Origin of the sequence: Enterococcus sp. 3G6_DIV0642, from assembly GCF_002140635.1 — a bacterium.
In the GTDB taxonomy this organism is placed as follows: Bacteria; Bacillota; Bacilli; order Lactobacillales; family Enterococcaceae; genus Enterococcus_D; species Enterococcus_D casseliflavus.
On sequence record NZ_NGLH01000001.1, the window covers coordinates 3,192,943 to 3,208,572 of the forward strand.

14 protein-coding genes are annotated in these 15,630 nt (G+C 45.3%); 4 read left to right on the forward strand and 10 right to left on the reverse strand.

The window, feature by feature from the left end:
* Positions 1-104 precede the first annotated feature (104 nt).
* The 3 genes from A5878_RS15445 to A5878_RS15455 form a co-directional block, all read right to left on the reverse strand.
* A complete protein-coding gene (locus A5878_RS15445; protein ID WP_005227729.1) occupies positions 105-1,316 on the reverse strand; it encodes an ABC transporter permease in 1,212 nt (403 codons plus the stop codon).
* Complete coding sequence (locus A5878_RS15450; protein ID WP_005227728.1) at positions 1,313-2,047, reverse strand: ABC transporter ATP-binding protein; 735 nt, start codon at positions 2,045-2,047, stop codon at positions 1,313-1,315. Before A5878_RS15450 ends, A5878_RS15445 begins: the two co-directional genes overlap by 4 nt.
* 77 nt (positions 2,048-2,124) lie before the next feature.
* Positions 2,125-2,604 (reverse strand): hypothetical protein, encoded by a 480-nt coding sequence (locus A5878_RS15455; RefSeq protein WP_005227727.1) that lies wholly within the window; start codon positions 2,602-2,604, stop codon positions 2,125-2,127.
* A 212-nt stretch (positions 2,605-2,816) separates the two neighbouring features.
* On the opposite strand from A5878_RS15455, the gene A5878_RS15465 reads away from it, so the two are divergent.
* From A5878_RS15465 to A5878_RS15475, 3 genes are all read left to right on the forward strand, one after another.
* The gene (locus A5878_RS15465; RefSeq protein ID WP_005227719.1) at positions 2,817-3,242 is read left to right on the forward strand and encodes an HIT family protein; all 426 of its coding nucleotides are present in this window, start codon (positions 2,817-2,819) and stop codon (positions 3,240-3,242) included.
* On the forward strand, positions 3,243-3,617 hold the full coding sequence (locus A5878_RS15470; RefSeq protein ID WP_005227717.1) for a YtxH domain-containing protein: 375 nt from the start codon (positions 3,243-3,245) through the stop codon (positions 3,615-3,617).
* Between the two features lie 115 nt (positions 3,618-3,732).
* On the forward strand, positions 3,733-4,767 hold the full coding sequence (locus A5878_RS15475; RefSeq protein ID WP_005227715.1) for a peptidylprolyl isomerase: 1,035 nt from the start codon (positions 3,733-3,735) through the stop codon (positions 4,765-4,767).
* A 170-nt stretch (positions 4,768-4,937) separates the two neighbouring features.
* Here the strand turns inward: A5878_RS15475 and A5878_RS15480 are convergent, their stop codons facing one another.
* From A5878_RS15480 to A5878_RS15500, 5 genes are all read right to left on the reverse strand, one after another.
* Positions 4,938-5,882, reverse strand: coding sequence for a 3'-5' exoribonuclease YhaM family protein (locus A5878_RS15480; protein WP_005227714.1), 945 nt, complete (start codon positions 5,880-5,882; stop codon positions 4,938-4,940).
* A 16-nt stretch (positions 5,883-5,898) separates the two neighbouring features.
* Positions 5,899-8,574: an AAA family ATPase gene (locus A5878_RS15485; RefSeq protein ID WP_005227711.1), complete on the reverse strand. Its 2,676-nt coding sequence runs from the start codon at positions 8,572-8,574 to the stop codon at positions 5,899-5,901.
* Positions 8,571-9,761, reverse strand: a complete 1,191-nt coding sequence (locus tag A5878_RS15490) for a DNA repair exonuclease (RefSeq protein ID WP_010749015.1) — start codon at positions 9,759-9,761, stop codon at positions 8,571-8,573. The genes A5878_RS15485 and A5878_RS15490 overlap by 4 nt, the downstream gene beginning before the upstream one ends.
* A gap of 193 nt (positions 9,762-9,954) precedes the next feature.
* Positions 9,955-10,296 carry a YlbF family regulator gene (locus tag A5878_RS15495; RefSeq protein WP_005227708.1) on the reverse strand — a complete coding sequence of 114 codons (342 nt, stop codon included), beginning with the start codon at positions 10,294-10,296 and terminating at the stop codon, positions 9,955-9,957.
* Between the two features lie 70 nt (positions 10,297-10,366).
* Positions 10,367-12,529 (reverse strand): PBP1A family penicillin-binding protein, encoded by a 2,163-nt coding sequence (locus A5878_RS15500; protein ID WP_005227705.1) that lies wholly within the window; start codon positions 12,527-12,529, stop codon positions 10,367-10,369.
* 191 nt (positions 12,530-12,720) lie between these two features.
* On the opposite strand from A5878_RS15500, the gene A5878_RS15505 reads away from it, so the two are divergent.
* Complete coding sequence (locus A5878_RS15505) at positions 12,721-13,575, forward strand: RluA family pseudouridine synthase (protein ID WP_005227703.1); 855 nt, start codon at positions 12,721-12,723, stop codon at positions 13,573-13,575.
* A gap of 94 nt (positions 13,576-13,669) precedes the next feature.
* Here A5878_RS15505 and A5878_RS15510 read toward each other — a convergent pair whose 3' ends face one another.
* Entirely contained in the window at positions 13,670-14,746 is a 1,077-nt protein-coding gene (locus A5878_RS15510; RefSeq protein ID WP_005227701.1) for a M23 family metallopeptidase, read from the reverse strand.
* Positions 14,747-14,887: 141 nt separating this feature from the next.
* Positions 14,888-15,607 carry a pseudouridine synthase gene (locus tag A5878_RS15515; protein ID WP_034869024.1) on the reverse strand — a complete coding sequence of 240 codons (720 nt, stop codon included), beginning with the start codon at positions 15,605-15,607 and terminating at the stop codon, positions 14,888-14,890.
* Positions 15,608-15,630 lie beyond the last annotated feature (23 nt).

Below are 15,630 nucleotides of genomic sequence, written 5' to 3' on the forward strand. Positions count from 1 at the left end.
CCTAGCTTCTCTCCTTATTTCGCAGTACCTCTTATTCTAGCTTCCTAAAGGGTCGCCGTCAAGCGCATATGCGTTCGCTTTTTGTAAGAGAGGTCTCCTGAGGATCAGGCGTGCATTTTCTTTAATCGCCCTGGCAAGTAGATGCCTAAAAAGAGACCCGCAAAGAGGAAGAAGCCCACAAAAGCGATGCCCCCTTGCCAAACAACGGGCAGGCGCCAGCAACAGATCACGCCGAAAAAAACAGTCGTCACAAGCAAAAGTGACCCGATAATTTTTTTGATTGCTGCGGCTTTTTGTTTTTCTGGCACGGGATACAAATGGGTCAAAACCATGTATTGAAATTCATTGATCAAAGGGATCAGTTGGAAACCGATCAGATAAAGAAACAAGCAGCCGATCAGCAGACTGATCCAAAGCTCATCGACAAAGAATAAGACGAAGCCACCAATCAAGGATAAACGAACATAAAGACCACCGTATTGCCCACCACGAATCACTCGGCGCAAGTAAAGATAAAGATACGTATTGCTTTGGGCTGGTTTGATCTTTGCCAGCAACCAGTCGAGGTATTTGCGCCGTTTGGCTTCCGTCGTGATTTGGGGAACATCTGTAAACAAGTTGATAAACCGATAGATCCGTAATAAGCGTGATTGCTCAGCTTGGATCATATAGTCCCAATCCAAGAGCTGACGATTAGATTTCACGCCAAAGAGGAACCAGATTGCTTGGAGGATGCTGATCACCAACCCTAGCCAAGGTGCTACATAAATACTGGCAAGTGTGGCAGCTAACGCACTGGCGAACCAGATTCCTCGCTGCTGTTTGACTTGCTGATGTGTTTCTTGATACAACCGAATCCGCTGCAGTGAAAGATCCCCCAGTTTTAACAGCCACATCATTCCTAAAAAGAAGGGAAAGGAAGCAAATGTACTGTTTGCTGTGACCACGACTAAAGGCATCGTTGCTCCTACGGCTAAAAATAAGACCCCAAAGGGCAGCCAGAGGGAATAACGCAGGGCTTGACTGAGGTAACTTCTCATTTGCCCTTCTTTGGCTAACAGAAAAATCAAATCTGCCGGTTTCGTCAGTGTCGCTAAGCGTCCCAGCGGTAAAACAAAGAGCCAAACAGCGACCACGATGATGCCGCCTAATGGAAACGGCCGCGGCAATGTTTTTAGCAATTCCGAATAATAGAGCCCCAGACCTCCCACTAAGAAGGTGCTGATCAAAGCAAAATGATCATTGAAGACATAGCGCAAATAGCGTGTCATCTGTTTTTGATGCCGCTGTAAGCGTTGCGAGAAAAACTGCTTCATGCTTGACTCTCCTTTGTCAGTGCGAGGTACAGATCATCAAGGGAGGCTTCTGGTGCTTGAAATTGGCTTCTTAGCTGCGCCAATGTGCCTTGTGCGCGGATCTCACCGTTATGCAGTAGGATGAATTTGTCACAATACTTCTCTGCGGTTGCTAAAATATGGGTGGACATCAAAATTGATGCCCCGGTTTGTTTCATCTCATTCATCAGTTCCAATAACGCATTGATAGCTAAAGGATCTAATCCTAGAAAAGGTTCATCAATGATGTAGACGCTTGGCTCAATCAAAAAGGCACACAGCACCATGACTTTTTGTTTCATCCCTTTTGAGAAGTTTGCTGGGAACCAATCGAGTTTGTTTTCTAAGCGAAAGGTTTTTAACAAACGCTCCGCTCGCTTCATGGCTTCTTCTTGCGGAAGGTCATAGGCCATCGCTGTCACTTCAATGTGCTCTCTTAAGGTCAATTCTTCATATAAAGATGGGGTTTCGGGAATATACCCGATTTGTTTGCGGTATTGCTCTGGGTTCTCCTTCAAGGTCAAGCCGTCGATCGTGATCGTCCCGCTGTGAGGTTGCAGTAACCCGATGATTTCTTTGATCGTCGTACTCTTCCCCGCCCCATTCAAGCCAATCAGACCAACGAGCTCACCATCGCCGATCGTAAAATCAATATTTTTTAAGACTGGCAGCTGGTTATAACCGCCTGTCACATTCGCTACTTGTAAAGTCATTCTTTTCCTCCGATTCGCCTAATTACGGCTTTCTGTCAACGTAGGCTTTTTTTTCAATCCGCTAGCAAAACCGTTGCTTATTTTTCTTTATTCGTGACTTGTAAGATAAATTCGTTTTCTCCCACTGTAATGGTTTCTTGCGGCAATTCTTGGCTACCAAAGCGTTCTTGCCACAGTTGTGCATCACTCGCTGGAAAAATGACCATTTGGATCGCACCGGCGGCAAGACGGGTGGTAAAGGCTTGAACAGCAGCTGGTTCAGCATAGGAAACCAGACTGATCCTCAACTCTTCTTTTTGATACCCTTGGTCGATCGCCCAGGTCTCAACGGCTGTCTCCAATTCACTCTGCACCGTAGGGTCCATCGCTGTTTCAGTGACGATGGCGGCATTGACTACTTCTTCTTTTGGACGCGTTAGCGAATAGGTGATCGAACCTGCGAACACCACGAACAGCGTGATCGCAATCAACCATTCTTTATAGGCATAAGCCAAGTAGCGGAGCTTCGCTGAAGTCGTTGTTTTTTTCTGTAAGGTTTCTTTGATGATCGGTTTCATAGGTTCCTTCTTTCCAATTGATTTCTGATATTAAGTCTAGGGTTGTTGGAATCTAAATGCAAGCGTTTCTCGCTCGCTTTTCGCATTTCTTTAAAAAAGCGCCTTTGTTGAAGGAACAGTTGCCTTGTTCCGACTTTTTCAAAGAGGAAACCAGACGAAAAAAAGCAAAATATGGTAAAGTAGAGGTAATAGATCAAGGAGGTTTTTTTACAATGGAAAATTGTATTTTTTGTAAAATCAACAATCGTGAGATCCCTAGCTACAAAGTCTACGAGGATGAGCAAGTTTATGCCTTTTTAGATATTTCCCAAGTCACCCCTGGTCATACATTGGTGATTCCCAAAACCCATGTGACGGATATTTTTGAGTACGATGAAACGTTGGCAGCAGCGGTTTTTGCCCGCATCCCTAAGATTGCTCGGGCGATCGAAAAAGCATTCCCTGAGATCGAAGGCTTAAATATCATCAACAACAATAAAGAATTGGCGTACCAATCGGTCTTCCATTCCCATGTCCATTTGATTCCTCGTTATAGCAAAGACGATGATTTCAAGATCCATTTTGGCAATCACGCAGACAATTACACGGGGGAAGAACTAGCGGCAATCGCCGAAAAAATTGGAAAGCAGGTGGACTAAATGATCGGCAATTTTCTTAAAGGACTATTATTCGGGTCCATCGCCGGCGGCTTAGGCGGTTTGCTTTTTGCACCGAAAAGCGGCAATGAAACCCGTGAAGAATTGATTCGCTATTTAGATGACACAACAGAAGCGACCTTAGAATTCAATGACAGCGTCAAACAGCTAAAAGATGCCGTAATGGTGACCCGCAAAACGATCGACGAAACGATCCCTGTTGTTACGGAGTCTTTCACGAAAGATTTGGAAGCCTTCAAATTCCAAGCACAACCGCGCCTTGCTCGGATCAAGACCCAAATGGAGCAATTGAATCAACACATTACGACGATTCAAGCCCAAAGCGCAGAGGATGACAAACAAATCGAAAATTTGTAGTTTTTATGAATTTTGTTTGAAACATCCACTGTTTTCTTCCCAACCATTTCTAGAAGTGGTATAGTAGGTGCAGTGATTATTATGAATCTTTTTAGAATTAGGAGTGCTTAAACGAATGAAGAAAAAATTACTTTTAGTAGCAGTCAGTGCAATGAGTCTTTTTGCATTAGCGGCTTGTGGAAACTCAAGTGAGGAAATCGCAACAATGAAGGGCGGTAAAATCACTGTTCAAGATTTTTATGACAAAGCAAAAACAAGTTCAGAAAACCAACAAGCGTTGCGTCAAATGATCGTCTTAAAAGTCTTTAATGAAAAATATGGCGATGACGTGACTGAAGAAATGATCGACGAACAATTTAACAACGTGGCTGAACAATACGGCGGTAGTGATTCCTTTGAATCAACCTTGACTGCTTCTGGTTATACGGTAAAATCTTACCGTGCAGAATTGAAAGAACAGCTTGCGTTACGTGAAGGCTTAAAAGCCAACATGGATATTACTGATGAAGAAATGAAAACTGCTTGGGATTCTTTCCACCCAGAAGTAGAAGCACAAATCATCAAAGTAGCAAGTGAAGATGATGCCAAAGATGTCTTAGAAGAAGCGAAAAAAGATGATGCTGACTTTGGCGAAATCGCTAAAGAAAAATCAACGGATGCAGCAACAAAAGAAGATGGCGGAACGATCAAATTCGATTCTACGTCAACTGCTGTGCCAAACGAAGTGAAAACAGCCGCTTTTGATTTAAAAGATGGTGAAATTTCTGAAGTGATTTCTGCAACCAACACGTCGACTTATACGACGGAATACTATATCGTGAAAATGGTGAAAAACCAAGACAAAGGCAACGATATGGATAAATACAAAGATGAACTGACTGAAATTGCTCAAAACACGTTGTTGAATGATTCAACCTTTATGGCAGCAACGATCGGTCAAGAATTGCAAGCAGCCAACGTGAAGATGAAAGACTCTGACTTAGCAGACTTGCTTTCTGATTACATCACAGCTGCCGAAACAGAAGATTCAACTGCTGACTCTTCTGCAACGGATGCAACAGACAGCTCTGCAGCAGATTCTTCTGCTACTGAGGCAACCGATGATTCTACTGCAACAAGTGAAAGTGCTACAGATTCTTCTGCTGAATAAACGAACAAAGAAGTGCCGTCATAGCGGTGCTTCTTTTTTTGTGCCGATTAGATTTCTATCTACGATTCAACTGCTTTTTCCAGCAGCTAAAAAAGCCACGCTAAGCAAGCCTAACGTGGTTTTTGTTCTTTCTATCATTCACTTTGATCGATCAAGCTGCAACATCACTGCTACACTTCTTTCGGTACATAAAAACTCCGATTGTCCATGCCAAAAATTCGGTCTGTGTATTGACCAGGTTCTGTCAGGCGGATCGAGGTCAGCATCATTTGCATGGAAGCATCCAAATTATCGATCTGATGGAGGATCTCCGCTTCCATTATGCGGGGCCGAACAGGTGACCCATATTCTAACAAGCCATGGTGGGCTAAGACTATATGCCGCAAAACAACGATGTCTTCTTGTTTGTCATCAAATTTCAAAGCAATACAGGCTTGCGTGATTTCTTCATCCACTAAGACCAAATGCCCTACTAGATTCCCCGCTAAGGTATACTCTGTCGTCATGGGACCTGTCAACTCGATCACTTTTCCTAAATCATGTAAAATAATGCCCGCATACAGCAGTGACGCATTTAATTCAGGGTATTCTTTGACGATCGCTTTTCCTAAGCGCAGCATAGTTGTCGTATGATACGCCAATCCACTGGCGAAGGCATGGTGATTGCGCTTCGCAGCTGGAAAATCAAAGAATTCCTTTTTATACTTGTTCAACAAGAAACGGACGATGCGATTCCAGTGAGGATTTGTGATCTCAAACAAGATTTGACTAATTTCTTCTTCCATCTCTTCTTTTCGCAAGGGCGCTTTTTCCATGTATTGGCTTGGTTCGTGGGGTTCTTCCGGCTTCGCTAAACGCAAATGCATGATTTTGACTTGCGGATTGCCTTGGTAAACTTCTCGTTTCCCATCTAGTAGTACCACTTTCCCGGGTTCAAAACGGGCGATTTCTTCATCTGATGCATCCCAAAACTTTCCATCGATCGTGCCAGATGTATCCTGAAACGTGAAGGCAATAAACTTTTTGCCGTTTTTCGCGATCCGTACATCGGCATTTTTGATCAGTAAGAAAAGTTGAAACGTTTCATCAACAGTTAATTCACGAATTTTTTTCATGGGCTTATTTGGCCGATCAGCCAAATCTTTCACTTCCTTTACTCAGATCCTGGATAGGCTGCTGGTACTTCTGATAATAGCTTACCATTTCTTGGTCAGAAGACAAACAAATTACTTGATAACTTTGTCCAAACTCTTTTAATAGTGCTGCGAAGCGTTCCTTACGAACACTGTCATAATGCAACCAACCATCATCAATAATGATCGGGCACAACGGATGATTTTTTTGTAGCGCTAGATAACCGAAACGTAACGCCATGATCAACTGATCCTTCGTTCCTGTGGACAAGTCAATGATCGAAAAGGTCTCGCTGGCATTTGCCGCTACTAACAGACCATTTTCCAGAAGAATCTTTTGATAACGTCCGTTTGAAAGCTGTTCAAAATAAGTCGAAGCGGCTGACAATAGCTGCGGCAATTGCTGTTCTGACAATTCAGTCGTGACATCCGTCAAAATTGAAGCCGCCAACTGACGACTGCCCCATGCCACAGCGAGTTCTTCAATGACCGCCTTCAGCTCACTTTCTTCTTGATAAAGCTGATTCAAGGTACCGTTTTTTTGACTGGCTGCTGCTTCTAATTCCAAGCGTTGTTTGTGCTCCGTCAACTGCTGCATTTGTGCCTGAAGCTGTGTTTGCTGCTGCTTGATCTGGTCTTTTTGCTGCAGCAATTCTGCTTGTGTCACTGGTTTGGGATAGATCGGTGTTAACATCCCCGCCAATTCTTCTGCTCGCTGCTGCGTGCGTTGCGCTGCTTCCCATTGCTTCAACCAGAGGCTGATTTCTGCAGGGTGATCTAAGCCTTGTTGCTGCAAGAGCGCACTGGCTTGGGCAAGCAGCTGGTCGCGTTCGTTGCGAGTACGGGTCAACTGTTGCGCCAGTAACGTGCTAGGTTGTTGCAACCGCGAAAGCTTGATCGTTTGCATCTCTTCATGAAACTTCTGCAACATCGCCGCTTTTTCTAACAAGGTTTTGTTTTGCAGCGGCAGCCACTCCGCATACGGGCGGAATTGCTCCTCAAAGGGGGCCAATTCTTCCGTGACCGCTTGCCGTTCTTGATAGGCTTGCTTGCGCTGCTGCGAGTAGGCTTGATAGCTAGCAACATCTTCATCATAGGCGAATAGATACGACTGCCAGTTTTCCACCGGCAAATCACCAAAAAAGGGTGTCAACGCTTGGTGGGCACGGCTGATCTGCTGTTGCTTTTGCTGCTGTTCATTTTCCAGCTGTGCCAACTCTTCGCCCAGCAGATCCAACTGCATGAGGACCGTCTGCCATTCTTGCTTGATGCCTTGCTGCTTGTTTGGTGCTGCTTTCATCAGCGGCAAAATACTGCCGATGATCGCTGCGATCCCCGCACTTAATGCAAGCCAGCGCCACGGACTTGGCAAAAAGATACCGATCACTGCGACTAGCCCACCGACGATCCCTAGCGGCCATAGTGGGCGAGAAACGGGCTTGCGGCCAATCAATTGAGGATGCTGCTGTTCTAAGCGGGCCGCGGTGTCTTGCAAAGGTTGCGCTTTTTCTTCTAAATGCCTCATGCGCTTTTCGAGCTCTTCTAACTGCACACGTTCTTGCAGTAAACGTGTGGTTTGTTCATGGATCGAAGCCGTTACTAGCGGCGGCGATTCTCTGCTCCACTGGCGCTTTTCAATCAAGCGATTCAACTCTGTGATGGCGACAGTTTCTTGTTGATTGGCTGCTGCTTCACGATCTGCCAAACGCGCCATCGTCACTTGCTGCTGCAGTAAGTGATTGATCTGATGCTCGTGATCAAGGTAAAAGAAATACTTGTCTGATTCTTTTCCTTGCTCCAACTGATCTAATTCGGCTTCTTTTTTGCGAATTTCTTCCGTCAGCTGCTGATACTGCTGATAAAACTGTTTGATGGCTTGGACTTGCTGAGGATCGGCTAGCGTATCTGCTGGTGCCATTTGCTGCCACTCTTCATAAAGGCCCCAGTGACTCAGCTGTTGCTGATTTTCCTGATAAGCGTCATTCAATGCTTGATACTGGTGCCGCAAGTCTTGGATCTGTTCTTGCAGCTGGGCGATCTGTTGATACTGCTGTTGGATGCGGCTTTCTTCGCTTTCTTTTTCCACAATCGTTTTTTGCAGTTTTTCTAATTGTTTTAATGCTTGGTTCAAAGGCAGCTTTTGCCCTCGTGGCTTGTATTGCTGCTGATTGGTGGTTTCATATTGCGCCACTTGCTGCAGCATTTTTTGACTGCCGCTGATCCCTAGAGAAATCAACGCTTGGTGCAGCTCATTTTCTTCTAGCTTATCGATCTGGGTCAATTGCTCTTGCTGAAAAGTAAAGACATCGAAGAACAATGCTCGATTGAGGGGCTGCAGGTGTTGTGCCAGCCATTGCTCATCGACCGTCTGGCCAGCGACATGGACTTTGGCACGACCACGGTCCACTTGCCGATAGCGTTCCACGATCACTTCGCCGAAGGGTTCCAGCGCCAACCATAACTTGCCACCGTAAGCAGCACCGTTTTTGGGGGTATAGTCTTTTTTCTTGGCTGTCTTTTTCGGAAAGCCAAACAAAATGGCGGCAATAAATTGATACAACGTCGATTTTCCGATCTCGTTGTGCCCAAAGAGCAGCTGATTTTGCGGATGAAAGGCAAAGCTTTGTTCATGGTATTTCCCAAAACCGGTAATCTCTGCTTTTAAAATTCTCATGACTGCTCCTCCCATTGAAAGTCGTCTTTCAACAATTGCTTGGCTTGCTGCAAGACTTCTTCTTGAAATGATTCATGGGTGATCCCCCGCTGGATCAGTGGATGCTGCAATAGATCCGACAATCGATCCGCAAACATCTCTGGCGACTCATACATCGCTAAAAACTGCAGCATATAATCTTCTGATACCGCCAATGCGATCTTGTCTTCATTGGCTTGCTCGACTTCAAGGGCATAGATCACTTGCAGCGGCTCTGTTTGTGCCAACCGTTCATTGAGGTAGGTCAGCCATTCATTTTTTTCCGCAGCTGGAAACCAATCTGGCGGCAGCTGCTGCACATCGGTCAACACCAGATGCAGCAAGCGCGAACGAGGACTTTTTAAGCGCTCGATGATCGCTGGCAATACGGCATTCGAGGCAGTCACATCCGCTAAGGAGACCACTTGCTTTTGCCAAGCGATCTCTGCGATCTCCAAGCGCTCGATCGTTGGTCCCTGCGGCGTTAAGTCTGCCAAAATCACCCCAGTCGCCTGTTCTTTCTTGGTCTTTCCTTGAGGTGTACCTGGATAGAGAATCGGTGGCTGCTCTGAGAGCGTCTTAGGTACATGGATGTGCCCCAAGCCCCAATAATCATAGCCTTTTTGTTTCATTTCACTGATTGAAAAGGGGGCATACCGTTCACCAGCTTGGTCCCCGTGGTAAAGCCCGATATGGTAATCCACCGCTGCTCTTGCAGGAAATTCTGTTACTTTATTTTCAGTGATCCAAGGATGTTGGTAGCTAAATCCACTGATTGCATAGGTTTCACCGTTTTTCGTTGTTCCTTGAACCGTTTGAACTTCTTCTGATGAAAAGAGAATGACATTTTCTGGAAAAGCAAACCAATACCGTTGCGGATCATAATAATCATGGTTGCCGAAAATCATATAGACAGGGATCTGTGCTTCCCCTAGTCGTTGCAGTTGGGCAAAAAAGTCATGCTGCACTTTTAGACTCGGCCGTGCTTGATGGAATGTATCCCCAGCCAGTAAAACAAAATCGACCGCTTTTTCTAAGGCAACATCCACCAAATTACGGATGATTTTTTGATTGATGGCAGGGAGTTGGGTCTTCACTTTTTCAGATAACAAATGAACCCCTTCAAATGATCGGTCGATATGCAGGTCTGCACTATGTAAAAATCGCATTTCTTTCTCCCTCCTTAATGCTTCTATCATAACATTTCTCAGGCATTTCGTCAGCAAAATACGAAAATTTGTTCGCCTTTTTCATAAAAAAAACCAAAGAAGCGATTTTGAAACTTCTTTGGAAAAGGCTCTTGCAGTTGCAGCCGATTGCTCTGAAGATTCACTTGCTTCTTTGGTCTTTGTTGGTTGGCGATTACGCTTCGTATAGATCTCTTACAGGACCCATGATGATGCGGTTCAAGTCATTGGCTACTAAGCTGAAGGCTTGCTCTTTTTGCATCAAGTCAGAAACAATGCCGTCTTGCTGAATTTTTTGCGATAATTCTTGGGCTTTTTGCGCTTCTTCTTCTGTCATTTCTTCGCCAGCCATCATTTTTTGTTGCAGGCTTTGTTGCAACTCTTGAAACTCTTTGAATAACGCATACGCTTCTTCATTTGCTTTCAAGCGGTCGAAAGAACCTTTCAAATCTTGAAACTGTTCTGACTCGCGTAATTCACGTTCTAATTGGTTTGCTGTATCATAAATATTTGCCATTTTGACGCCTCCTCTTTTTTTCTAGTATACCATTCTTCTCAGGTTCTAGACTAGCAGTTGCCTAATTCCTTTAATTTCCGCTTATGGAATTCCATAAGCCGCCAAACAGTTCTTTCGTTCCTTCTTTGATCTTGCTGCCGAATTCCTTCATGCCTTCTTTGGCGCTTTCGGCAAAGTCATCGATGGTTTTCTGCCAATCATTGCCATTTTGTGACGTACTGCTCTCAGGATCTGGTACTTCATCGGCTGCCATCAATTTTCCACCTGTCCAATAAGCGTCTGCAACTTGGAATTGGGTGCCTTGACTATAAGGCAGTAAGCTTTCGGCCTCTGCTTTGAATATTTTCCCAACGACTTGCCCACTGGTTCCTGTTAAGTAATGATCTTCACTCACATGCTCAAATCCTAACCAAGTTGAAAGAACCATATCAGGAGTATAGCCGACGATCCATTGGTCATTGACCTTAGAAGCATCAAAGTTGGTCTCTGTCGTACCCGTCTTACCGGCGATCGTAAAGCCGTACGGACTGGCACTAACACCCGTCCCGTTAGAGAAGGTGCCGAGCATCATGCTCGTCATTTTATCAGCGGTCTCTTTAGAAATCACCCGTTTGCCTTGCACAGACGTATTGTCAACGATCACGGCACCAGTTGAATCAACGATTTTGGTGATCAAATGCGGTTTGTAGTAATACCCGCCATTTGCGAAAACGCCATACGCTGCTGCCATCGTCATGGGTGATTCCCCTTTTTCCAAACCACCTAAGGCTAAGCCATAATATTTGTCGGATTCGGTCAAGGAAAGTCCAAACTCTTGTGCTTTGCTGTACCCACGATCTAAGCCGATCTCATGCAACAGCCAAACTGCTGGCAGATTCAGGCTTTGGGCGAGGGCTTGATACATGACTGCTTCGCCAGCATAGGTCCCATCAAAGTTTTGAGCATCATAAAAATCGAGGGGCTCGTCTTTCAGGATACTGTCGGGTTCAAACCCAGCTTCTAGGGCAGGGGCGAAGACGCTGATCGGTTTGATCGTGGAGCCTGGTGAACGTTTCATTTGCGTGGCAAAATTAAAGCCTCTAAAGACGTGCTCGCCACGACGACCCACCACCGCTTGCACCCCACCGGTATTCGGATCAAGTGCGACAGAGCCTGATTGCACCATCGTGCCATCAGCGGCATTTTCAGGGAACAAGGCATCGTTTTTATAGGCAGCTTCCATTTGCGCTTGGTAGTTTTGATCCAGTGCTGTATAGATCTTGTAGCCGCGATTCATGACATCATCGGCGTCCAACCCATAGGATTCGGCTTCATCGATGACCGCATCGAAATAATAAGGATACTTATAGCCAGATTCTGAATTGCCAAATCCATCATACAGTAAATTAGCTAAGGCAACTTGTGATTCTTGGTCAGCAACGGACTGGTCCAACTTGCCGTTATCCACCATCAAACTCAAGACGGTATCGCGACGGTTCGTGGCGTTTTCCAGATTGTCGATCGGGTTATAGATCGAAGGACCTTTGAGCATCCCCACCAATGTCGCAGCTTCTCCCACGCTTAGTTCAGAAGCATTGACACCGAAATATTTTAGCGAGGCATCTTGAATGCCCCAAACCCCGTTACCAAAATAGGAACTGTTCAAATACATTTCCAAAATCTCATCTTTAGAATATTTCTTCTCGATCTCGATCGCTAAGAAAAGCTCCTTGGCTTTTCGACTAAAGGTTTGATCCAAGGACAGATAGGCATTTTTGGCAAGCTGCTGGGTGATGGTACTTCCCCCACCGCCTTCGGCACTGCGGTTGACCAGCATGCGCAGGGCTGCTCGAGCGATCCCCTTGATATCAAACCCGTGGTGATTATAGAAGTTGCGGTCTTCGGTTGAGATCAAGGCGTTGACCACATCACTGGAAATGGCATCAAGAGAAACGTACGTGCCTTTTTGCGAGTACAACTGCCCTGCTTCATCGCCATTGGCATCAAAAATCACCGTCGATTCTTTCAGACCTGACTCTAATTCACTGACTTTCGTATTTTTGGCGATATAAAACAAATACCCGCTCATGATTAAGATAGCAACTAAACTAAGTAAAATAAAAATTTTATTTACGTGGTATTTTTTCCAAACCCGCTTGCGCCATTGATGAAATTGCTGCAAATACGGTTTTAACCAGCGCCAAAAGGTCAGCCAACCGGTCTTTATTTTGTGAAGGATGTGTTTCCAATCCATTACTTCACGCTCCTTTGGTTAAGTGTAGCATAAATGACTTTCTTTGTTATACGGCTCTAGACGTAATTTCATTCGAAAAGAATGCTTTATTATTCTAGCATTGAATGCTCTGTTTTTTATTGTTTTTTTTATAAGAAAAGCTTAAAGATGCTATAATAGTCGATAGCGAACAGCAAAGAAAGGACGTTTTTATGGAATACACCATGACTTTACCCGAAAATCACCCGCCCATGCCGCTTCGCGATTTGTTGGAACGGGAGTGGCTCGTCCCACGAAAAGTGCGCCATTTTCTGCGCACACGGAAAAATGTTACCGTCAATCAGCAGCCCGCGATGTTTCATCAAGAAGTTCGTGGCGGCGATCAAATCACTTTGATCATTGAAGACAGTGATTACAGCTATCAGCCGATCCAGTTAGGCCAAGCAGACAAAGTCGACGTACTTTTTGAAGATGAGCACTTATTGGTGCTGAACAAGCCTGCGGGGGTCAAGACGCACCCCAATCAGCCATTAGAAGCAGATACCCTATTGAATGATGCAGCTGCTTACCTTGCGCCGAAACAGCAGCAGCCTTATGTGGTCCATCGTCTAGACAAAGAAACCAGCGGTGTCGTTTTATTCGCAAAAAATCCTTTGGTGTTGCCGATCTTGGGTCGAATGTTGGAAAACAAACAGATTTTCCGCCGCTATCAAGCCACAGTTTGGGGCAAACTTACGCAAGATCAAACGATCGCCAAAAAAATCGGTCGTGACCGTCACGATCGTCGCAAGCGGATCATTGACCCCCGCAACGGTCAGTCAGCCGTCACCCATGTAACCATCGCCCACACCCAACAAAAGACGACCGATGTGTATTGTGTGTTAGATACGGGGAGGACCCACCAAATTCGCGTCCACCTTGCCAGTATCGGTCATCCAGTCGTCGGTGACCCGCTTTACCAAAACAAACCAGCGCCGCGTTTGCTGCTGCATGGCTATGAATTGCATCTGGAGCATCCCTTTACCAAAGAACAGTTAGTGATCATCGCTCAACCGGGCTTGTGGTAAACAAAAAAAGCATGACGACCTGAGGAACCCCTCTTGTCAGTCATGCTTTTTGGTTTCAGATGTTTTTTTCAATGTTTCTACTCGGTGCTTCGGCTTATAGCGGTAAGTAAGCTGCTGGATCAACGAAATCTGACCACAACGTCTTACTCAATCCAAAGTGCAGATGGACGCCAGTCGAGTTTCCAGTCGTCCCCATCGTACCGACTTGCTCGCCGACTGCAACGGTTGCCCCCTTCGAGACACTGACAGCTGTTAAGTGAAAATAATACGAGTAAAAGCCGTTATCATGAGCCAAAATCACGTAATTCCCCGTACTTGGACCATAACCAGCATCTTCTACCTGACCATCACGAGCGGCGACGATCTTCTCCCCCGCTTGACCTGTAAAGTCGATCCCGTCATGCTGCGTCCCAGAAAAACCAGTTGGGTCAGCTCGAGTACCAAACCCGCTGGAGATCGACACGGCGCCCGTGATTGGCAGTGAAAATTCACTGGCTGCTGCTTTCTCTGCTACTTCTTTGGCTTTTTGTTTTGCTTCTTCAGCGGCTTTTGCTTCTTTGTCCACTTTTTCTTGCAAGTCTTGTACTTGCGCTTGCGTTTGCTGCAGCTGCTCTTGTTGGCTCTGCAATTCTTCTTTTGCTGTTGCTAGTTGCTCTTTACTATGTACTAATTGGGCTTGCGTCAAGGTTTGGTACGAAGTAATTCGTTGCTGTTGGGCTTCTTTTTCCGCCAATTGTTGGTTCACTTCCCGTAAAGCCGCTTGTTGTTCACTAAACTTGCGTAGTTGTTGGATCGTGGCTTGTGGTCCGTCGACTACCAGGCTGCTTGGCGCTTGGCTTTCTTGATGCTGGGCTTTTTGGTCATTCAGAGCAGCGATCTGCGTTTGAACTTCCTGGCTTTCTTGTGCTAATTGGCTTAATTCTTCCTGATAATCCGCTAATTGACTTTCCAGCGCTGTGACTTTCTGTTGGCTAGTGGTGACTTCCTCTTCATACGTTGCAAGTTCTGCAGTCAAAACCGTCAGTTCCTCGGTGCTCTTCGTTTCAGCAGCATAACTGACAGCTGGCTGGAAAAGCGGCAACGTAAGGGCGAGCAATAAAAAAATCTTTTTCTTCAATGAGGTAACTCCTTCTTTTTTTAGTAGCTTGGCTACTTTAACATGCTTATTCATGAAAAAAAAGAGGGTTTTTCCAACAGTTTAAAGTCTATTGTTGCAAATTTTCATGTAAATTACCTATAAAACGGGCTTTTTTTACAAATATTGCAGCCGAATAACAACTTTTATAAGAATTTCTTTAGCTCGCCAATCGTCTTATCCTCGCTCTTGCAGCTTCGCCATTTCCTCAGACGTTAATTCCCGATACTCGCCTAATGCCAAATCATCAGGCAAGGACAGGCCTCCCATGCGAATCCGTTTCAAATAAACGACTTCTTTTCCTACTGCATGGACCATCCGTTTGACTTGATGAAACTTGCCTTCATGGAGGATCAGTTTGATCTCGCTGCGCATTTCTTCTTCATCGACGTTGAGGATCTGCAACTCAGCCGGCAAAGTCCACTCGCCGTCTAATTTGATGCCTTTGGCAAAGATTTTTTGATCCTCCGCTGTCATGATTCCCTCGACTTGAGCATAATATTCTTTTTCCACATGCTTTTTAGGCGACAATAATTGATGCGCCAATCCGCCATCGTTCGTAATCAGCAAAAAGCCTTCGGTGTCTTTATCCAACCGTCCTACTGGAAACAAATCTTCGCGAAACGCTTCTTCAGAAAACAAATCTAAGACCGTCTCTTCATAGGAATCGACGGTTGCCGATATCACGCCGGCGGGTTTATTCAGCAAATAATAAAACTGGCTTTGATAGGCGATGGGTTCCCCCTCAAAACAAACGGTATCTTGTGTTTCTTGTACTTGTGCTTTGTCACTTTTGATGACTTGTCCATTGACGGTCACGAGCCCTTTTTTGATCAACTGTTTCACTTCTTTGCGGGAGCCATAGCCCATATCCGCTAAAAATTTGTCTAAACGCATCGGTTTCTTCCTTTCATATAAAA

Bases quoted from the DNA above. Each gene is read 5' to 3' on its own strand.
- A5878_RS15445 (WP_005227729.1), bottom strand. From the start codon at position 1,316: ATGAAGCAGTTTTTCTCGCAACGCTTACAGCGGCATCAAAAACAGATG.
- A5878_RS15450 (WP_005227728.1), bottom strand. From the start codon at position 2,047: ATGACTTTACAAGTAGCGAATGTGACAGGCGGTTATAACCAGCTGCCA.
- A5878_RS15455 (WP_005227727.1), bottom strand. From the start codon at position 2,604: ATGAAACCGATCATCAAAGAAACCTTACAGAAAAAAACAACGACTTCA.
- A5878_RS15465 (WP_005227719.1), top strand. From the start codon at position 2,817: ATGGAAAATTGTATTTTTTGTAAAATCAACAATCGTGAGATCCCTAGC.
- A5878_RS15470 (WP_005227717.1), top strand. From the start codon at position 3,243: ATGATCGGCAATTTTCTTAAAGGACTATTATTCGGGTCCATCGCCGGC.
- A5878_RS15475 (WP_005227715.1), top strand. From the start codon at position 3,733: ATGAAGAAAAAATTACTTTTAGTAGCAGTCAGTGCAATGAGTCTTTTT.
- A5878_RS15480 (WP_005227714.1), bottom strand. From the start codon at position 5,882: ATGAAAAAAATTCGTGAATTAACTGTTGATGAAACGTTTCAACTTTTC.
- A5878_RS15485 (WP_005227711.1), bottom strand. From the start codon at position 8,574: ATGAGAATTTTAAAAGCAGAGATTACCGGTTTTGGGAAATACCATGAA.
- A5878_RS15490 (WP_010749015.1), bottom strand. From the start codon at position 9,761: ATGCGATTTTTACATAGTGCAGACCTGCATATCGACCGATCATTTGAA.
- A5878_RS15495 (WP_005227708.1), bottom strand. From the start codon at position 10,296: ATGGCAAATATTTATGATACAGCAAACCAATTAGAACGTGAATTACGC.
- A5878_RS15500 (WP_005227705.1), bottom strand. From the start codon at position 12,529: ATGGATTGGAAACACATCCTTCACAAAATAAAGACCGGTTGGCTGACC.
- A5878_RS15505 (WP_005227703.1), top strand. From the start codon at position 12,721: ATGGAATACACCATGACTTTACCCGAAAATCACCCGCCCATGCCGCTT.
- A5878_RS15510 (WP_005227701.1), bottom strand. From the start codon at position 14,746: ATGAATAAGCATGTTAAAGTAGCCAAGCTACTAAAAAAAGAAGGAGTT.
- A5878_RS15515 (WP_034869024.1), bottom strand. From the start codon at position 15,607: ATGCGTTTAGACAAATTTTTAGCGGATATGGGCTATGGCTCCCGCAAA.